Origin of the sequence: Amycolatopsis sp. NPDC051903, from assembly GCF_044452505.1 — a bacterium.
Lineage (GTDB): Bacteria > Actinomycetota > Actinomycetes > Mycobacteriales > Pseudonocardiaceae > Amycolatopsis.
On record NZ_JBITBT010000047.1, the window covers coordinates 24,575 to 40,620 of the forward strand.

15 protein-coding genes and 2 tRNA genes are annotated in these 16,046 nt (G+C 69.4%); 10 read left to right on the plus strand and 7 right to left on the minus strand.

The window, feature by feature from the left end; translation table 11 throughout:
- Window position 1: 1 nt before the first annotated feature.
- Entirely contained in the window at window positions 2-559 is a 558-nt protein-coding gene (locus tag ACIA77_RS46110; RefSeq protein ID WP_395892531.1) for a PPA1309 family protein, read from the minus strand.
- Between the two features lie 162 nt (window positions 560-721).
- Here ACIA77_RS46110 and ACIA77_RS46115 point away from each other — a divergent pair, with 162 nt between their 5' ends.
- The gene (locus tag ACIA77_RS46115) at window positions 722-3,721 is read left to right on the plus strand and encodes a UPF0182 family protein (protein WP_395892576.1); all 3,000 of its coding nucleotides are present in this window, start codon (window positions 722-724) and stop codon (window positions 3,719-3,721) included.
- Window positions 3,722-3,789: 68 nt separating this feature from the next.
- A tRNA-Met gene (locus ACIA77_RS46120) sits at window positions 3,790-3,863 on the plus strand.
- A gap of 393 nt (window positions 3,864-4,256) precedes the next feature.
- Here the strand turns inward: ACIA77_RS46120 and ACIA77_RS46125 are convergent.
- Window positions 4,257-5,666 (minus strand): FAD-dependent monooxygenase, encoded by a 1,410-nt coding sequence (locus ACIA77_RS46125; RefSeq protein WP_395892532.1) that lies wholly within the window; start codon window positions 5,664-5,666, stop codon window positions 4,257-4,259.
- Between the two features lie 80 nt (window positions 5,667-5,746).
- Between ACIA77_RS46125 and ACIA77_RS46130 the strand changes: the two genes are divergently transcribed.
- The 8 genes from ACIA77_RS46130 (at window position 5,747) to ACIA77_RS46165 (ending at window position 11,649) form a co-directional block, all read left to right on the plus strand.
- Complete coding sequence (locus ACIA77_RS46130; RefSeq protein WP_395892533.1) at window positions 5,747-6,334, plus strand: TetR/AcrR family transcriptional regulator C-terminal domain-containing protein; 588 nt, start codon at window positions 5,747-5,749, stop codon at window positions 6,332-6,334.
- A gap of 84 nt (window positions 6,335-6,418) precedes the next feature.
- Window positions 6,419-6,492: transfer RNA gene (locus tag ACIA77_RS46135), tRNA-Met, on the plus strand.
- Window positions 6,493-6,751: 259 nt separating this feature from the next.
- Entirely contained in the window at window positions 6,752-7,252 is a 501-nt protein-coding gene (locus tag ACIA77_RS46140) for a PadR family transcriptional regulator (RefSeq protein WP_395892534.1), read from the plus strand.
- 63 nt (window positions 7,253-7,315) lie between these two features.
- A complete protein-coding gene (prfB, locus tag ACIA77_RS46145) occupies window positions 7,316-8,419 on the plus strand; it encodes a peptide chain release factor 2 (RefSeq protein ID WP_395892535.1) in 1,104 nt (367 codons plus the stop codon).
- A 154-nt stretch (window positions 8,420-8,573) separates the two neighbouring features.
- Window positions 8,574-9,263 (plus strand): cell division ATP-binding protein FtsE, encoded by a 690-nt coding sequence (gene ftsE, locus ACIA77_RS46150; protein ID WP_204091253.1) that lies wholly within the window; start codon window positions 8,574-8,576, stop codon window positions 9,261-9,263.
- 66 nt (window positions 9,264-9,329) lie between these two features.
- Window positions 9,330-10,223: a permease-like cell division protein FtsX gene (gene ftsX / locus ACIA77_RS46155; RefSeq protein ID WP_395892536.1), complete on the plus strand. Its 894-nt coding sequence runs from the start codon at window positions 9,330-9,332 to the stop codon at window positions 10,221-10,223.
- A 50-nt stretch (window positions 10,224-10,273) separates the two neighbouring features.
- Complete coding sequence (gene smpB / locus ACIA77_RS46160) at window positions 10,274-10,756, plus strand: SsrA-binding protein SmpB (protein ID WP_395892537.1); 483 nt, start codon at window positions 10,274-10,276, stop codon at window positions 10,754-10,756.
- Complete coding sequence (locus ACIA77_RS46165) at window positions 10,753-11,649, plus strand: amidohydrolase family protein (protein WP_395892538.1); 897 nt, start codon at window positions 10,753-10,755, stop codon at window positions 11,647-11,649. The genes smpB and ACIA77_RS46165 overlap by 4 nt, the downstream gene beginning before the upstream one ends.
- Here the strand turns inward: ACIA77_RS46165 and ACIA77_RS46170 are convergent.
- From ACIA77_RS46170 to ACIA77_RS46190, 5 genes are all read right to left on the minus strand, one after another.
- Window positions 11,639-12,976: an acyltransferase gene (locus ACIA77_RS46170; protein ID WP_395892539.1), complete on the minus strand. Its 1,338-nt coding sequence runs from the start codon at window positions 12,974-12,976 to the stop codon at window positions 11,639-11,641. The two genes, ACIA77_RS46165 and ACIA77_RS46170, sit on opposite strands and share 11 nt — an antisense overlap.
- 93 nt (window positions 12,977-13,069) lie before the next feature.
- Window positions 13,070-13,327: a hypothetical protein gene (locus ACIA77_RS46175; RefSeq protein ID WP_395892540.1), complete on the minus strand. Its 258-nt coding sequence runs from the start codon at window positions 13,325-13,327 to the stop codon at window positions 13,070-13,072.
- Window positions 13,328-13,390: 63 nt separating this feature from the next.
- A complete protein-coding gene (locus ACIA77_RS46180) occupies window positions 13,391-14,032 on the minus strand; it encodes a response regulator (RefSeq protein ID WP_395892541.1) in 642 nt (213 codons plus the stop codon).
- A gap of 54 nt (window positions 14,033-14,086) precedes the next feature.
- Window positions 14,087-15,220 carry a sensor histidine kinase gene (locus ACIA77_RS46185; RefSeq protein ID WP_395892542.1) on the minus strand — a complete coding sequence of 378 codons (1,134 nt, stop codon included), beginning with the start codon at window positions 15,218-15,220 and terminating at the stop codon, window positions 14,087-14,089.
- Entirely contained in the window at window positions 15,217-15,903 is a 687-nt protein-coding gene (locus tag ACIA77_RS46190; RefSeq protein ID WP_395892543.1) for a sensor domain-containing protein, read from the minus strand. The genes ACIA77_RS46185 and ACIA77_RS46190 overlap by 4 nt, the downstream gene beginning before the upstream one ends.
- Window positions 15,904-16,046: the final 143 nt, after the last annotated feature.

Genomic DNA, 16,046 nt, shown 5'->3' on the forward strand with positions numbered 1-16,046 from the left:
CTCAGGGCAGCAGCGTCGTCTTCAGCGCTTCGAGCAGGTTGGGCGCGAGGTCCGGGCTCTCGACGATCTCGTCCAGCGCGTCGGCGTCACCCGCTTCGTCCGGTCGCGCACCGCGCAGCCGCATCACGCACGCCACATCCCCTTCGCGCAGCACGGCCGCCACGAGCCGCGCTTCGGTGCGCCGCGGGTGGTCGGCCGCCGCGCGGCGCAAGCGTTCGGCGTCGGCCTCGGCGACGCCCTCGAGCTCAGCCTCGACGTCGGGCGGCAGCACGATGATCTCCTGCGCGAGCGCGCAGCCCACCACGATCTCGGGCCAGGCGATCCGCCCGAGCGATTCGGCGAGGTCTCCCTCGGGCAGCGCCTCCTGCGCGACGGGGGTCAGCGGGTTCGCGCGGTCGAGCTGGCCGGCCAGCTCGGGCTGCTCGTCGAGCAGCGCCGCGGTGGGCACCAGCGCGAACAGCTGCGGCGGCTGGTCCCAGCCGCCCGAGGCGACGAACTCTTCGACTTCCCGGGCCAGGCCGGCGACGGGATTGGCGGCGGGCGGATCGGTCGGAAGCATGGCGACATCGTCGCAGGCCGCCCCGCACGGCGTCGTCCGACGTCCGGTTTGGGCGGTCCCGGGAACTCGGGAACCCATCCGTAGAGTTAAACCGTCAAGGGACGACCGCGTCCCCGCGATCGTGTTCACGAAGACAGGAGCGTTGCCGTGGCGTCTAGGCCCGTGAGCCTGAAGCTGTCCCGCCGCAGCCGGATCCTCCTCATCGTCGCCGCGGTGATCGTGCTGGCGCTGCTGCTGGGCGTCAGGTTGCTCGACACCTACGTCGACTGGTTGTGGTTCGGCGAGGTCCAGGCGCGCCAGGTGTTCACGACGGAGATCCTGACCCGGATAGTCCTGTTCGTGGCCGTCGGGCTCCTCGTGGGCGGCACGCTCGCGGTCAGCCTGATCATCGCGTACCGGACGCGCCCGGTGTTCGTGCCGGTCTCGGGCAGCGACGACCCCCTGTCGCGCTACCGCTCGATGATCGTCGCGCGCATCCGCCTGTTCGGCATCGGTATCCCGGTGATCACCGGCCTCATCGCCGGTGCGTCGGCGATGGGCGACTGGCAGTTGATCCAACTGTTCCTCAACGGCACGTCGTTCGGGCAGAAGGACCCGCAGTTCGGGCTCGACATCGGTTTCTACGCGTTCGACCTGCCGTTCGTGAACTGGCTGATCGGCTGGCTGTTCGTCACGGTCGTCATCGCGTTCTTCGGCGGGCTGATCGCGCACTACATCTTCGGCGGCATCCGCCTCGCGGGCCGCGGCGGCCAGCTGTCGGGCCCGGCGCGCGCGCAACTCGCGATCACCGTCGGCATCTTCGTGCTCCTGAAGGCCGTCGAGTACTTCTTCGACCGGTACAACTTGCTGTTGTCCGATCGAGACATGCCGCTGTTCAACGGCGCCACTTACACCGATCTCAACGCGGTGCTGCCGGCGAAGCTGATCCTGCTGTGCATCTGCGTGATCTGCGCCGTCGCGTTCTTCGCGGGCGCGTTCCTGCGCAACCTGCAGCTGCCGGCGATCGCGCTCGTGCTGCTGATCCTGTCGGGCGTGCTGATCGGCGTCGCCTGGCCCGCGATCCTCGACCAGTTCTCGGTCAAGCCCAACGCGAACGACAAGGAAGCCACGTCGATCCAGCGCAACATGGACGCGACGCGCGCGGCGTTCGGCCTGCAGAACGTGAAGTACGAGAACTACCCAGGCACGAACACGGCGACGCCCGACGCGGTGAAAGCCGACACCGGGACCGTGTCCAACATCCGGCTGCTCGACCCGAACGTGCTGAGTGACACCTTCACCCAGCGCGTCGGCCGCGAGAACTTCTACGGCTTCCCGGCGAAGCTCGACATCGACCGCTACACGATCAACGGCACCACGCAGGACTACATCGTGGCCGCCAAGGAGATGAAGACCGACGGGCTGACCGGCAACCAGACCAACTGGATCAACAAACACCTCGTCTACACCCACGGCAACGGGTTCGTCGCCGCGCCGGCCAACACCATCGACCGCGCCGTGACGGACGTGTCCGACTCGAACTCCGGCGGCGGCTACCCGATCGCCACCACGAGCGACACGACGAACGCCACCGGCGCCGGTTCCGTCGGTGGCAAGCCCGGCATCCGCGTCGACCAACCGCGCATCTACTACGGCGAGTTGGCCAACGAGAACGACTACGCGATCGTCGGTGGCACACCGGGCAAGGCGCCCGGCGAATACGACACCGACAGCCAGCGCAACTACCTGTACAACGGCTCGGGCGGCGTCTCGCTCGACAGCTGGTTCAACCGGCTCGCGTTCGCGGCCGAGTACGGCGAGCGCAACATCCTCTTCTCCGACGCCATCGGCGCCGGTTCGAAGATCATGTACAACCGCGACCCCCGCGACCGCGTCAGCAAGGTCGCGCCTTGGCTGACGCTCGACGGCGACCCGTACCCCGCGGTCGTCGACGGCAAGATCGTCTGGATCGTCGACGGGTACACCACGCTCAACAACTACCCGTACGCGCAGCAGACGCAGCTCGGCGAGGCCACCAACGACTCGCTCAACGGCGTGACCAAGCAGGGCAACAGCTCGATCAACTACATCCGCAACTCGGTGAAGGCGACCGTCGACGCGTTCACCGGCAAGGTCACGCTGTACTCGATCGACGACAAAGAACCCGTCCTCAACGCGTGGGAGAAGGTGTTCCCGGGCCTGGTGAAGCCGAGCGCGGACATCTCACCCGACCTGCGGGCGCACTTCCGCTACCCCGAGGACCTCTTCAAGATCCAGCGTGAGCTCCTAGCCCGCTACCACGTGGACAGCCCGCAGGAGTTCTACGCACAGCAGGCCTTCTGGAGCGTCCCTCAAGACCCGACGGAAGACGGCAGCGCCACCACGGCTGCCGCGAACGTCGCGAACCAACCCGGCTACTACGTCCTCGCCGACGCAGCGGGCGAAGGCACGCCGACGTTCCAGCTGACCAGTGGGCTCACCGGTCTGCAACGGCAGTACCTCGCGTCGTGGATGTCGGTCTCGTCCGATCCGCAGGACTACGGCACGATCCGAGTGCTCCGACTACCCCCGGCCAGTGGTTCGAACCAGGTGGATGGGCCGGTGCAAGTCCAAAACAGATTCCAGAGCGACCAGCAAGTCGCCTCCGACCGGACTCTGCTCAACAACCCCAACGTGGTCCCGATCTACGGCAACATGATCACGCTGCCGGTCGCCGACGGGTTCCTCTACGTCGAACCCGTGTACATCAGACAACGCAACCAGCTGAGTTACCCGCAGCTGGCCCGTGTGCTCGTGTCGTTCGGCTCGCAAGTCGGCTACGCGCCGACGCTCAACGAGGCGCTCGATCAGGTCTTCGGCAAGGGCACCGGCGCCGCGGCGACGACACCCGTCGAAGGGGCACCGCCGTCCTCGTCAACGACACCGCCCAAACAGACGACACCGGCCAGCCCCACGTCGCCGGCGGCGCCGCCCAACTCGGGCGGCAGCAACCCGGCGCTCGACAAAGCCGTGACGGACATCCAGTCGGCACTGGCGAAGCTCAGGGCCGCCCAGCAATCCGGCAACTTCGCCGACCAGGGCACGGCACTCGCCGCACTGGACGCCGCCGCGAAGGAGTACGAGTCGGCCAAGGCGAGCCCCCCACCGGCCGGCAGCGGAACCCCTCAGCAGCCCGGCGGGTGACGTCGCCAACGCGAAGTGGCACCTGCTTTGCACCCCCGAGAAACCAGGGCGTAAGGTAGGTGTCACGACGCGGGGTGGAGCAGTTCGGTAGCTCGCTGGGCTCATAACCCAGAGGTCGCAGGTTCAAATCCTGTCCCCGCTACAGAGGTGGGAGGCCCGTGCTTGCGGAATGCGCAAGCACGGGCCTCTTTCGCATTTCTACGGGGGTCGAACCCCCGGGCCCCCGCCAGGAGGGGCTTCGCCCCCCTGGACCCCCCGAGGTGGGTTGCGTTGGGTGGTGAGTGTTGCCCTCTCTAGGTGGTGGGAGCGGCGGGCTGCGCCCTGGCTCCTGGTGGGGTGAGTTGGGTGGTGGGTGTCGCCTCCCCAGGTGGTTGCGGTGGGTAGGAGCTTCGGGCTGCGCCCTGGCTCCGGGTGGTGAGGGTCGCGTGCCGGGTGGGTGGGAGCGTCGGGGGTGCCCTCGGTCCCGGGGTGGGGAGCTGCGGTGGTGGGGGAGTCGTGGGTGAGGGCGGAGTGTGAGGGCAGTGGTGCGGGGCGGTTAGTGGGAGGGGAGCCAGGAGAAGTGGCCGTCGGGGCGGAGGAGGGCGGCGGCGGAGGGGAAGGGCAGGGCCGGGAGGTCCGTTGTGGACAGTGGGCCGGGGACGTGGGGCAGGGCCGAGAGGTCGGCGCCGGGGGTGCGGAGCAGGACGTGGTGGCCCGCGTGGAAGAGCGTGCTGGCCCACGAGCCGTCCGGTAAGCGGAAGTCGGGCAGGCGCGCGCCGGTCAACGGGTGGGCGTCCGCGGGGGCCGGGTAGTGGATGGCGAGGCCCGAGACCAAACCGGATAGGTGGCGGGACACGTCGGGTAAGTCCGCCAGGGTCGTGAAGAGGGCGCGGAGTGCGCGGCTCGACGTCGACTGGGGGATGAGGCCGTTCTGGGCGGCGACGTTCTCCAGCACAGCGGCGCCGACGGCGCGGCGTTCGGTTTCGTAGCTGTCGAGCACGGAAGAGTCCCCGCGGACGGCCGCGGCCAGCTTCCAGCCCAGGTTCATCGCGTCCTGGACACCCAGGTTCAAGCCCTGGCCGCCGGCGGGGAAGTGGATGTGGGCCGCGTCGCCGGCGAGCAGGACGCGGCCGGTGCGGTAGCGGGCCGCGAGGCGCGACGCGTCGGAGAAGCGCGACAGCCAGCGGATCTCCCTGATCGCCGCCGGACCGTACGTGGCGGCGAAAGCCTCGTGCACCTCGTCGGCGGTGACGGGATCGCGGAAGTTCGCGGGCCGGTGCGCGCGGTCGCCGAAGGTCAGGCGGTACAGCAGCGGCTCGTCGAGCGGGATGAGGCCGCAGAAGCCCGTCGGGCCGGCGGACCGGACCATGCCGCGCACCGACGTCCACGTACCGGCCGCGCCGTCCGGCACGCGGTCCACGACGACGTCGGCCACCACGCCGTAGCCGCTGCCGTCGTCGCCCTCGAACGGCACGCCCAGCAGCTTGCGGACGGTGCTGCGGCCACCGTCGCAGCCCACCAGGTACCGGCCGCGCAGGACCAGCTCCCCGGCGACGGCCCGCACCCCCTCGTCGTCCTGCGTGAGCGAGCCGAGCTCGTGCCCGCGCAGCACCTTGCCACCCAGCTCGGCGAAGCGTTCCTCGAGCAGGTCCTCGACCCGCGCCTGCGGGATGCCGAGCTGGTACGGGTGGGGCGTGTCCCAGCCGGCGTAGCTCACCGGGATGACCGCGAAGTGTCCCTCCTGGACGGTGGCGAACGCGCGTTCCTCCGCTCTCGGCAGCAATCCGCGCAGGTCGAGCACCTCCGCGGTGCGCGGTTGCAGGTTCAGCGCCTTCGACAGTCCGGTGCGCTCGGGCAGCCGTTCCACCACCACGGCGTCGACCCCGGCCAGCCGCAGTTCCGCGGCCAGCATCAAGCCCGTCGGGCCCGCCCCGACCACGACGACATCGGCGTGCAGCTCGTTCACGACCACTCCTTAACGTTGTTAAATTGACCTGCCGCCAGAGTGCCCTTAACATCGTTAAATTGTCAAGCGAGGAGGACGCCATGGCCCTGACCAGGCAAGACATCGCGCGCTCGGGGTTGCGCCTGCTCAACGACGTCGGCCTGAACGGGCTGACCCTGCGGCTGATCGCCGGCGACCTCGGCGTCAAGGCGCCGGCGCTGTACTGGCACGTGAAGAACAAGCAGGAGCTGCTCGACCGGATGGCCACGCAGATGCTCGCCGACGCCGTGGCCGATCGCGTGCCGCCCGACGGGCTCGACCCGTGGCAGCTCCTCGAGCACCAGGCCAGGACGCTGCGCCGCACGTTGCTGGCCTACCGCGACGGCGCGAAAGTCTTCTCGGGTACTTACCTCGACGACCTGAGCCTGCTCGGCCCGCCTCCGCTGCAGGGCCTGATCGACGCCGGGCTCGACGCCACTCGCGCCGTGCGGGCGACGTTCACCGTTTACAGCTTCGTGATCGGGTTCACCATCGAAGAGCAGGCCGTGTACCCGCGGCCCGGTGAGCGGGACGAACGCTACGGCCCGGCCGACGAGGGCGCCGCGATCTTCCGCGACGTCGAGGCCGGGTTCTCCGACGGGCTCGCGATGGTGCTGAGCGGGGCCCGCCAGTGGGTCGAGGCGGCATAGTCGCAGGTAGACGGTGCCGCTGAGGGTTAACGGGGGGTGCCGGAATAACCCCTGGACCCCTGCTGTTAGTCTATTTACACACGACGCGGGGTGGAGCAGCTCGGTAGCTCGCTGGGCTCATAACCCAGAGGTCGCAGGTTCAAATCCTGTCCCCGCTACTGCGAAACAGCCCGGTTTGCACAAGGTGCAGGCCGGGCTTTTTCGTGCGCTGACCTGCCGATTCGCTCAGGTGGTGGTTGCGCACCGGCGCCCTGGTCGTTTTGCGCCGGAACGGGCGCCCGTCCGGTTGCGGAGCGTGTCCAGGTCCACAGTGGACCTGCCTCCGGATTGGGCCGAATGAGGGGATAACACTAGCCACAATGGACAGATCCCGAGGCCACTGTGGACATACCGCCGAAGAAGTGGGAACGTAGGGGTGTGTCCGAATTGAATGCAACAGCCGCCGCCCTGCTCGGTCTCCTCCACGACGGTCCCGCCACGGGTGGGCAGCTGGTCGCGGGCGCCGACGAGCGCTTCGGCGCCTTCTTCAGTGTCACCCGCAGCCAGGTCTACCGCGAGCTCCCGGCGTTGTCCAAGGAGGGCCTCGTCCGGCTGGGCAAGCAGGGTCCGCGCTCGAGCCAGCAGTACGTGCTCACCGCGGCGGGCAAGAAGGCCTTCAAGACGTGGCTCACGTCCGAGGCCGGCCCCGACCACCTGCGCAGCCCGCTCATCCTGCGGCTCGTGCACGCCGGTTCGCTGACGGCGAAGCAGCGTTCGTCGCTGCTCGACGCCGCCCGCGGCACCTACCAGGGTCAGCTCGACGAGGCGAAGGCCGCCACGAAGGGTGCCGACGGCCCGTACGCGAAGGCCGTCGCCGAGTTCGCACAGGCGCAGGCCAAGGCCGCGCTGAAGCTGCTCGACGCGATCCCGCAGGCCTGACGCCCGCCGCTGCCCACGACCGGTGCGCAACCGGTCGTGGGTTTTGCCGTAACCTTGGACATCGTGAGTGATGAGTTCGATGCGGCCCTCAAGGACCTGTCCGGCAAGCTGACGCAGATCGAGTCGGTGATGGACCTCGATGCGCTGCGTGCGCAGGTCGCGGAGCTCGAGCAGCAGGCGTCCAGCCCCACCCTCTGGGACAACCCGGAGGAGGCGCAGAAGGTCACGAGCCAGCTGTCGCACCGCCAGAGCGAGCTCCGGCGCGTCTCGGAGCTGCGCCAGCGCCTCGACGACATCGGCGTGCTCTACGAGCTGGCCGAGGCCGAGGGTGATGCCGGCAGCGTGCAGGAGGCCGAGGGCGACCTGTCCGGCCTCGGCAAGGACATCGACGCGCTCGAGGTCCGCACGCTGCTGTCCGGCGAGTACGACGACCGCAACGCCGTCGTCACCATCCGCGCGGAGGCCGGCGGCGTCGACGCGGCCGACTGGGCCGAGATGCTGCTGCGCATGTACCTGCGCTGGGCCGAGCGCCACGGGTACCCCACCGACGTCTACGACATCTCCTACGCCGAAGAGGCGGGCATCAAGTCGGCGACGTTCAAGGTGAGCGCCTCCTACGCCTACGGCACCCTCTCGGTCGAGCAGGGCACCCACCGGCTGGTGCGGATCTCGCCGTTCGACAACCAGAGCCGGCGCCAGACGTCGTTCGCCCACGTCGAGGTGCTGCCGGAGGTCGAGGAGGTCGACCACGTCGACATCCCGGAGAAGGACATCCGCGTCGACGTCTACCGTTCGTCGGGCCCTGGTGGACAGAGCGTGAACACCACCGACTCCGCGGTGCGCATCACGCACATCCCGACGAACATCGTCGTCTCCTGCCAGAACGAGAAGTCGCAGCTGCAGAACAAGGCCGCGGCGATGAAGGTCCTCCAGGCGCGGCTGCTGCAGCGCAAGAAGGAGGAGGAGCGCGCGGAGATGGACGCGCTCAAGGACGGCGGCTCCAGCTGGGGCAACCAGATGCGCAACTACGTGCTGCACCCGTACCAGATGGTCAAGGACCTGCGGACCGAGCACGAAGTCGGCAACCCGAGCGCCGTGCTCGACGGTGAGATCGACGACTTCCTGGAGGCCGGCATCCGCTGGCGCAAGCAGGCCGCGGTCGCCTGATCCACTTTCGACAGACCTGCGAAACCTTCGGACGAGGGACTTCCGCTACCGCCCGGCGCGGCGAACGCCACGCTCGGCGACGACGGGAGTCCCTCGTCGCATGAGGGCACGGGCAACCCGGGCTTAACGAGAGTCATGGGTAGTATGCCGAACCGTGATCCGGCTCGAAGAGGTTTCCAAGGTCTACAAGACCTCGACCCGTCCCGCTCTCGAACGGGTGTCGGTCGACGTCGGCAAGGGTGAGTTCGTCTTCCTCATCGGCCCTTCGGGTTCCGGGAAGTCGACGTTCCTGCGGCTGCTGCTGCGGGAAGAGGTGCCTACCAAGGGCCGCGTGATGGTGTCCAACTTCGACGTCGCCAAGCTCGCCCGGCGCAGGGTCCCCCGCCTGCGTCAGACGATCGGCTGCGTGTTCCAGGACTTCCGCTTGCTGGCCAACAAGACCGTGGCCGAGAACGTCGCGTTCGCTCTCGAGGTCATCGGCAAGCCGCGCAACACCATCAAGAAGGTCGTGCCGGAGGTGCTCGAGCTCGTGGGCCTGGAGGGCAAGGCCGACCGCCTGCCCAACGAGCTCTCCGGTGGTGAGCAGCAGCGCGTGGCGATCGCGCGCGCGTTCGTGAACCGGCCGCTGGTGCTGCTGGCCGACGAGCCGACCGGGAACCTGGACCCGGACACCAGCCAGGACATCATGCTGCTGCTCGAGCGCATCAACCGCACCGGGACCACCGTGCTGATGGCCACCCACGACCACTCCATCGTGGACTCGATGCGGCGCCGGGTCGTCGAGCTGCAGCTCGGCCGCGTGATCCGCGACGACGCCCGCGGGGTGTACGGCATCGGTCGCTGATCCCCAGCCGACCCCGCCGCCCGCCTTCCCCGACAGCCCCGACCCAACAAGGGACAAGTACCTGCGATGCGTGCCAGTTTCGTCTTCAGCGAGGTCCTCACCGGTTTGCGCCGGAACGTCACGATGACCATCGCGATGATCCTCACCACGGCGGTCTCGCTCGCCATGCTCGGCGGTGGCCTGCTGGCCGTGCGGACGATCGACAAGATGAAGGCGAACTTCCTCGCCGAGGTCGAGGTGCAGGTGAGCCTCGTCGAGGACATCAGCGCCAACGACAAGAACTGCTCGCAGCCGCTCTGCAGCGGCCTTCGCCAGTCGCTGCAGAACAACCCGGGTGTCGAGTCCGTCGTGTTCGAGAACCGCGACCAGGCCTACGACCGGTTCAAGAAGATCTTCGCGAGCCAGCCCGAGCTGCTCGAGCTGACCGGCCCGGAAGCGCTCCCGGCGTCGCTGCAGGTCAAGCTGAAGGACCCGGACCGCAGTGCGGCGATCATCGCCGAGTACTCGGGCAAGCCGGGCGTGCGCAAGGTCGACGACCAGAAGAAGTTCCTCGACCGCGTGTTCAACGTGTTCAACGGCATCCGCAACATCGCGTTCGGGATCGCGCTCATCATGGCCGTCGCCGCGCTGCTGCTGATCGCGAACACCATCCAGGTGTCCGCGTTCACCCGGCGCACGGAGGTCGGCATCATGCGGCTCGTCGGCGCCACGCGGTGGTACACCCAGCTACCGTTCCTCCTGGAGGCGGTGGTCGCCGGCGTGGTCGGTGCGGTGCTCGGCATCGCCTTCCTGCTGGTCGCCAAGCTGTCCTTCCTCGACTCCGTGCTCACCGGTGAGGTGTTCCCGCAGATCACGACGCTGGAGCTGCTGTTCCCGGTCGCGCCGATCCTGCTGGCGGTGTCGGTGGTCATCTCGGCGATCACGGGTTACGTCACGCTCCGTCTGTACGTCCGCCACTAGCGGGCCGATTAGCACCTGCTCGCGGCCCGGAACTCACGTAGAGTGGTCACATGCCCAAGGAACGTGGTCAGAAGGTCATCGCGTCGAACCGCAAGGCTCGGCACGATTACTCCATCCTGGACACCTATGAAGCGGGACTGGTGCTCCAGGGCACGGAGGTGAAGAGCCTTCGGGCCGGCAAGGCCTCGCTCGCCGACGCGTTCGCGACCGTCGACGACGGTGAGGTGTGGCTGCGCAACGTGCACATCCCGGAGTACACGCAGGGCACCTGGACCAACCACACGCCGCGGCGCACGCGCAAGCTGCTGCTGCACCGCGGCGAGATCGAGAAGCTCATCGGCAAGACCAAGGAGAGCGGGCTCTCGCTCGTGCCGCTGTCGATGTACTTCAAGGACGGCAAGGTCAAGGTCGAGATCGCGCTGGCCAAGGGCAAGAAGGCCTACGACAAGCGCCAGACGCTGGCCAAGCGCGACGCCGACCGCGTCATCAGCCGCGCGATGGGGCGGGCGCTGAAGGGCCGGTTCACGGAGTGACGCCGGGCCCCGCTTCGGACGCCGCCGTCGCGCGGTGGACCGCCTCCCTCGGTCTCGACGGGCTCGTCGACATCCACGTGCACTTCCTCCCGAAACCGGTCATGGACAAGGTCTGGGCCTACTTCGACCGCGCGCAGGAGCACTACGGCACCGAATGGCCCGTGCACTACCGCACGCCGGAGGCCGAACGCGTGCAGACGCTGCGCGAGCTGGGCGTGAAGACGTTCGCGCCGCTCGTCTACCCGCACAAACCGGGCATGGCGGAGTGGCTCACGTCGTGGGTGCTGGAGTTCGCCGAGCAGGTGCCCGAAGCGGTGCCGACGGGCACGTTCTACCCCGAGCCGGCCGCCGCGTCCTCAGTGGACGAGACCCTGCGCGCGGGTGCGCGGTGCTTCAAGGCCCACGTGCAGGTCGGTGCGTACGACCCGCGCGACGACCTGCTGAAGCCCGTCTGGGGCTCGCTGGCCGACGCGGGCGTCCCGGTCGTCGTCCACTGTGGACACGGCCCGATGCGCGGTGACTTCACGGGGCTGAACGTGTTCGCCGAGGTCCTCGAACGGCACCCGAACCTCACGGCCGTGCTGGCCCACGCCGCGATGCCCGAGTTCACGAGCGCGTTCGAGCTCATGGCGCGCTTCCCGCGCGTGCACATCGACACCACGATGGTCGGTGTGCCGTTCGCGCAGAACATGTCACCGCTGCCGGCCGACTGGACGGCGCGGCTCGCCGACTTCGCCGACCGCGTGGTGCTCGGCACGGATTTCCCGAACATCCCGTACTCCTACGCCACGCAGCTGCAGGCGATCGCCGGCTGGGCAACCGACGACCGCCTGGGGGAGCCGTTCCTGCGGGCCGTGCTGCACGACACCCCCGCGAAGCTCCTCAGCGTTTGACCCGCGTCGTCTCGGCCACCGTCACGGCCCGGCCGAGCAGCGGCAGCACGGACACCTGGCGGCCGGCGAGCGCGAACCCGGCGGCGAGCAGCACGACCCAGGGGACCGGCCCGTGGGCGAAGCCGACGCTCAGCGGCTGGAACCCGTGCGCCGCCAGGCCGAGCAGCCCACCGGACGCGAGCAGGCCGGCCAGCACCAGCTGCGGCGTGCGGGCGGTGACCACCAGGTCGTCGCGCTGCAGCTCGAAGCGGGCGAACAGCCGCAGCAGCACCAGGAGCACGGCGGCGCAGAGCGCGAACCACGCGGGCGCCAGCGCCAGCCACAGCACCGAACCGGGCGCGGGCGTCGCGTACCCGAGGCCGAGCACCGTCACCCCGGAGACCACGATGAGCGCGGGCATGTGCCACAGGTACACGCTCATGAACCGCGCACCCAGCCAGCTCAGCGCGGCGCCGAAGCGCGGGCGGGCGGCCAGCGCGGTGAGCTGCGGCCGGAACGCCAGCAGCAGGCCCAGCTGGCCCATGGCGAGGAACAGCAGCAGCACGGTCGGCGGGCTCATGTTCGACACGGGCGCGCCCGGCATGCCGATCATGCTGGCGGGGTAGGGGCCGAACGCGACGAGCAGCGCCGTGACCCCGAACCCGGCGGCGGACAGCGCCAGCGCGCCGCGGCGCGTCAGCTCGCCCAGCTTGCCCTCCACGTAGGCGAATCCGAGCTGGTGCACCGCGACCCACACGAACACCGCGTTGACGTACCCGATCAGCCCGAGGTCGGCGAAGCGGGCGACGTCGACGAGCGCGCCGGCCACCGCCATCACCAGCGGCACCTTCAAGCCCCAGCGGCGGTGCGCCGCGACCATCACGGGCGTGAGCAGCACCGTGAGCACGTACACCGAGAGGAACCACAGCAGCTGCGCCGCGATCGAGCTCGCGATCTGCACGGGCTGCGGGGGAATCCCCAAGCCCTGCAACAGGTCCGGCACCACGAGCCAGACGGCGAGCAGGGGAAGCACCGGCACCAGCAGGCGCCGCACCCGCGCGGCGAGCCACGCCCGCGAAGATTCGGCGCGGCGCAAGGAGATCAGGTTCGCCGCGCCGCCGGCGAAGAACACGAGTGGCATGACCTGGGACAGCCACGTCACCGTCCACCAGCCGGGCGTCGCGAGCGCGTTGCCCGTGGTGAGGGTGCCGTGGGAGTAGGAGAGCACCGGCATCACCCAGTGCTGCGTGATCACCGCCAGGATCGCGCCGGCCCTGACCACGTCGAGGAACTTGTCCCGGCCGGGTTTTCCGGCCGCTGTGCTGACCCGCAGCTGGCTCGTCGTCATGCGTCAAGGCTGGCCGCTCGGGCCTGCGGAAACAGCGGGGTGAGCCGCCGAGTTCGACCTCTGGTGAGCCCTCGGTCGGTACGGGGGTTGTCCCTACCTCAGGCCGTCGGGCTCCGATTCGGAGTGCGTGGGTTCGGTGTGCGTCGTCGCGCTCACGCGGTACTCCCACCCGTGTTCGGTCAGGCCGAGTTCGTACAGCGTCTCGATCTTCGGGCCGCCGTGCAGGTGGATGTGGCGCACGATCGTGCCCGGAACCGGTTCCTGGTCGGTGAGTTCCTGCACGCGACCGTCGAGCGGACCGCCGAAGAAGCGGACGCTGCGGTCGGTTTCCGGATGCTCCTCACCAGACATTGGTCCATGGTAGGCGAGGCTCGCTCGTGCGTGCTGCCGCCAGAACGGGTGACCGTGATCTCCTCAGCGACCCAGGTACGTCAGCACCGCCCGCACCCGGCGGTGTTCCTCCGCGCTCGCTTCGAGGCCGAGCTTGGAGAAGATGTTGCCGATGTGCTTTTCCACGGCACCGTGCGAAACCACGAGCGAGTTGGCGATCGCCGTGTTGGACAGGCCTTGCGCCATGAGGCCGAGCACTTCCGATTCGCGCGCGGTGAGCGAGTCGAGCGGATTGCGGCGCCCGCGTGCCATCAGCTGCGCGATCACGTCAGGGTCGATGGCCGTGCCTCCGCCGGCGACCCGGCGCACGGCGTCGAGGAACTCCGCGACGTCGGCCACGCGCTCCTTCAGCAGGTAACCGACGCCGCCGGCGCCACCGGAGAGGAGTTCCACGGCGTAGCTCTCCTCGACGTACTGCGAAAGCACCAGCACGGGCAGACCGGGCACGGACTGGCGCGCGGCGAGCGCGGCGCGCAAGCCCTCGTCGGTGAACGTCGGCGGCATCCGCACGTCGACGATCGCGAGGTCGGGCCGGTGCTCGGTGACCGCGCCCAGCAAGTCGTCACCGTTGTCGACGGCGGCGACGGTTTCGATGCCCTCGTCGGCGAGCAGGCGCGTGACCCCCGCCCGCAGCAGCACGGCGTCTTCGGCGATCACAACCCGCATCAGGCCCCCAGGCTCGTGAGTGAAGTCTCCCGGGGCTATTCACTCACGGCCGGGTCACCACTGGCACGGCAGGTCCGCCCGGATCACCGTCGGGCCGCCGACGGGACTCACCACGGTGATCACGCCGTCGATCGTCGCGGCGCGGTCGGCCAGGCCCGCGAGCCCGCCGCCGGGGCGCACCTCGGCGCCGCCGTGGCCGTTGTCGGTGATCTCGACGATCACGTGGGTCTCGCTGCGCCAGACCTTCACCACGGCCTCGGTGGCGCCGGAGTGCTTGGCGATGTTGGTCAGCGTCTCGCCGACGATGAAGTACGCCGTGGTCTCGACCGCGGCCGGCGGACGCGGCTCGACGTCGACCCGGACGTCGACGGGGATCGGCGACTTCGCCGCCTGCGCCGAGAGCGCCGCGTCGAGGCCGCGGTCGCCGAGCACGGCGGGGTAGATGCCGCGCGCGAGGTCGCGCAGCTCGGAAACGGCGAGCTTCGCGTCTGAGTGGGCTTCGTCGATGAGGTCGCGCACGGCGTCGGGGTCGTTGTCGAACTTCGACTTCGCGCGGCCCAGGCTCATCGCGACGGCGACGAGCCGCTGCTGCGCGCCGTCGTGCAGGTCGCGTTCGATGCGCCGGCGTTCGGCTTCCGCCGCGTCGACCCCTCGCGCCCGCGACGCCTGCAGGTGCTCGGCTTTCGCTTCGAGCTTCTTCGTGCGGTTCGGCCCCAGCAGCGACAGTGCGAGGTTGCCGTGGAGCCAGCCGAGCCACGGCGTCACCCAGATCGCCATCGGCAGCAGCACGATCGACGCGATCGCGACCGGCAGCTCCGCGACGGCCAGCGGGAACGCGATCATCAGGTACGACAGGTCCCGCCACGTCGTCGGGTCCGTGAGGCGGGTGAGCCAGCGGCGCGTCAGCGACTGGCCCTCGAGTGGCAGCCGTTCGACGGGCGTGAGCGGCGTCCGCAGCATCTTGCGCGCCCAGCGGCGCTCGGCGTCGCCCGACCAGCGGACGAAGCCGGTGGTGGCGAGCAGGATCGGGAACCCGACCCACACCACGACGGTGGCGACCCCGACCGTCGCGCCCACGACGATGAGCACGAACTGGACGAGCCGGAAGACGAAGCTCGTGATCATGTAGACGATCGTGCGCGCTGGATTCGGCCGGGGATGCTCCGGCAGCTGCTGCTCCGTGGTCATCCGGTCACCGCGCTCATCCCGTCGATCTCCTGCCACGAGCGCTCCATGCGCCGGCGCTGGGAGACGGTGGGCCGCAGCATCGCCACGGCGAACCCGCTGTGCATCGCCGCCAGCCCCCTGGTCAACGCCACGGACAAAGCGGCGAACAGCACCCCCAGCGCCGCCCACGGCAGCGCGGCCACCGTCGTGTCGACGGTGAACCACCGCACATCGTATCCCGGGAAGAACCAGGCGCCCTCGGGCAGGAATCGGTAGTAGATCGGCAACGCGACCAGCGCCAGGCTCACGGCCCAGAACGTCACGACCAGCACGAACTCCACGAGCGCGACCGGGAACAGCAGCGTGAAGTAGGCCAGGTCGCGCCAGGTGGCGCCGTCTTTCACCCGGGTCAGCCAACGAGCGCGCTGGCCGCTCGGCGGGAGCGGGAGGTACGGGTTGTCGATGTAGGTGTCGAGCAGCGCGAAAACGCGCGCCCGCTCCATCCGGCCGCCGCCCCGGGCGAGCAGCACCAGCAAGCCCAGCAGGGGCAGCCCCAGCCACACGACGGCCGTGCCCAGGCCCGCCGAGAACAGGACCGTGATCAGCGTGAAGGCGAAGATGCCCAGTGGCAGGTTGAGGAGCAAGTACGCGAGTGACCCACCGAACGGCGGGTTGCGCCTCTTCGCAGCGGACACGGTGACCATGGCGGGGCTCCTTCACAGGGCGGTTGACCTGCTCAGCTTCGCTCCCGAACCCGCCCCGGAAGAATGGGGCGCGCGGGCATCTCCTGGGTAGGGCCAGCCCCACCCCGCCGGGAATCAACCCGGTTGCCGTGGGCGTTATGATG

Coding starts and splice junctions, on each gene's coding strand:
- ftsX (WP_395892536.1), top strand. CDS start 9,330: ATGCGTGCCAGTTTCGTCTTCAGCGAGGTCCTCACCGGTTTGCGCCGG.
- ACIA77_RS46175 (WP_395892540.1), bottom strand. CDS start 13,327: ATGTCTGGTGAGGAGCATCCGGAAACCGACCGCAGCGTCCGCTTCTTC.
- ACIA77_RS46185 (WP_395892542.1), bottom strand. CDS start 15,220: ATGACCACGGAGCAGCAGCTGCCGGAGCATCCCCGGCCGAATCCAGCG.
- ACIA77_RS46180 (WP_395892541.1), bottom strand. CDS start 14,032: ATGCGGGTTGTGATCGCCGAAGACGCCGTGCTGCTGCGGGCGGGGGTC.
- ACIA77_RS46170 (WP_395892539.1), bottom strand. CDS start 12,976: ATGACGACGAGCCAGCTGCGGGTCAGCACAGCGGCCGGAAAACCCGGC.
- ACIA77_RS46130 (WP_395892533.1), top strand. CDS start 5,747: ATGGCCCTGACCAGGCAAGACATCGCGCGCTCGGGGTTGCGCCTGCTC.
- ACIA77_RS46190 (WP_395892543.1), bottom strand. CDS start 15,903: ATGGTCACCGTGTCCGCTGCGAAGAGGCGCAACCCGCCGTTCGGTGGG.
- ACIA77_RS46110 (WP_395892531.1), bottom strand. CDS start 559: ATGCTTCCGACCGATCCGCCCGCCGCCAATCCCGTCGCCGGCCTGGCC.
- smpB (WP_395892537.1), top strand. CDS start 10,274: ATGCCCAAGGAACGTGGTCAGAAGGTCATCGCGTCGAACCGCAAGGCT.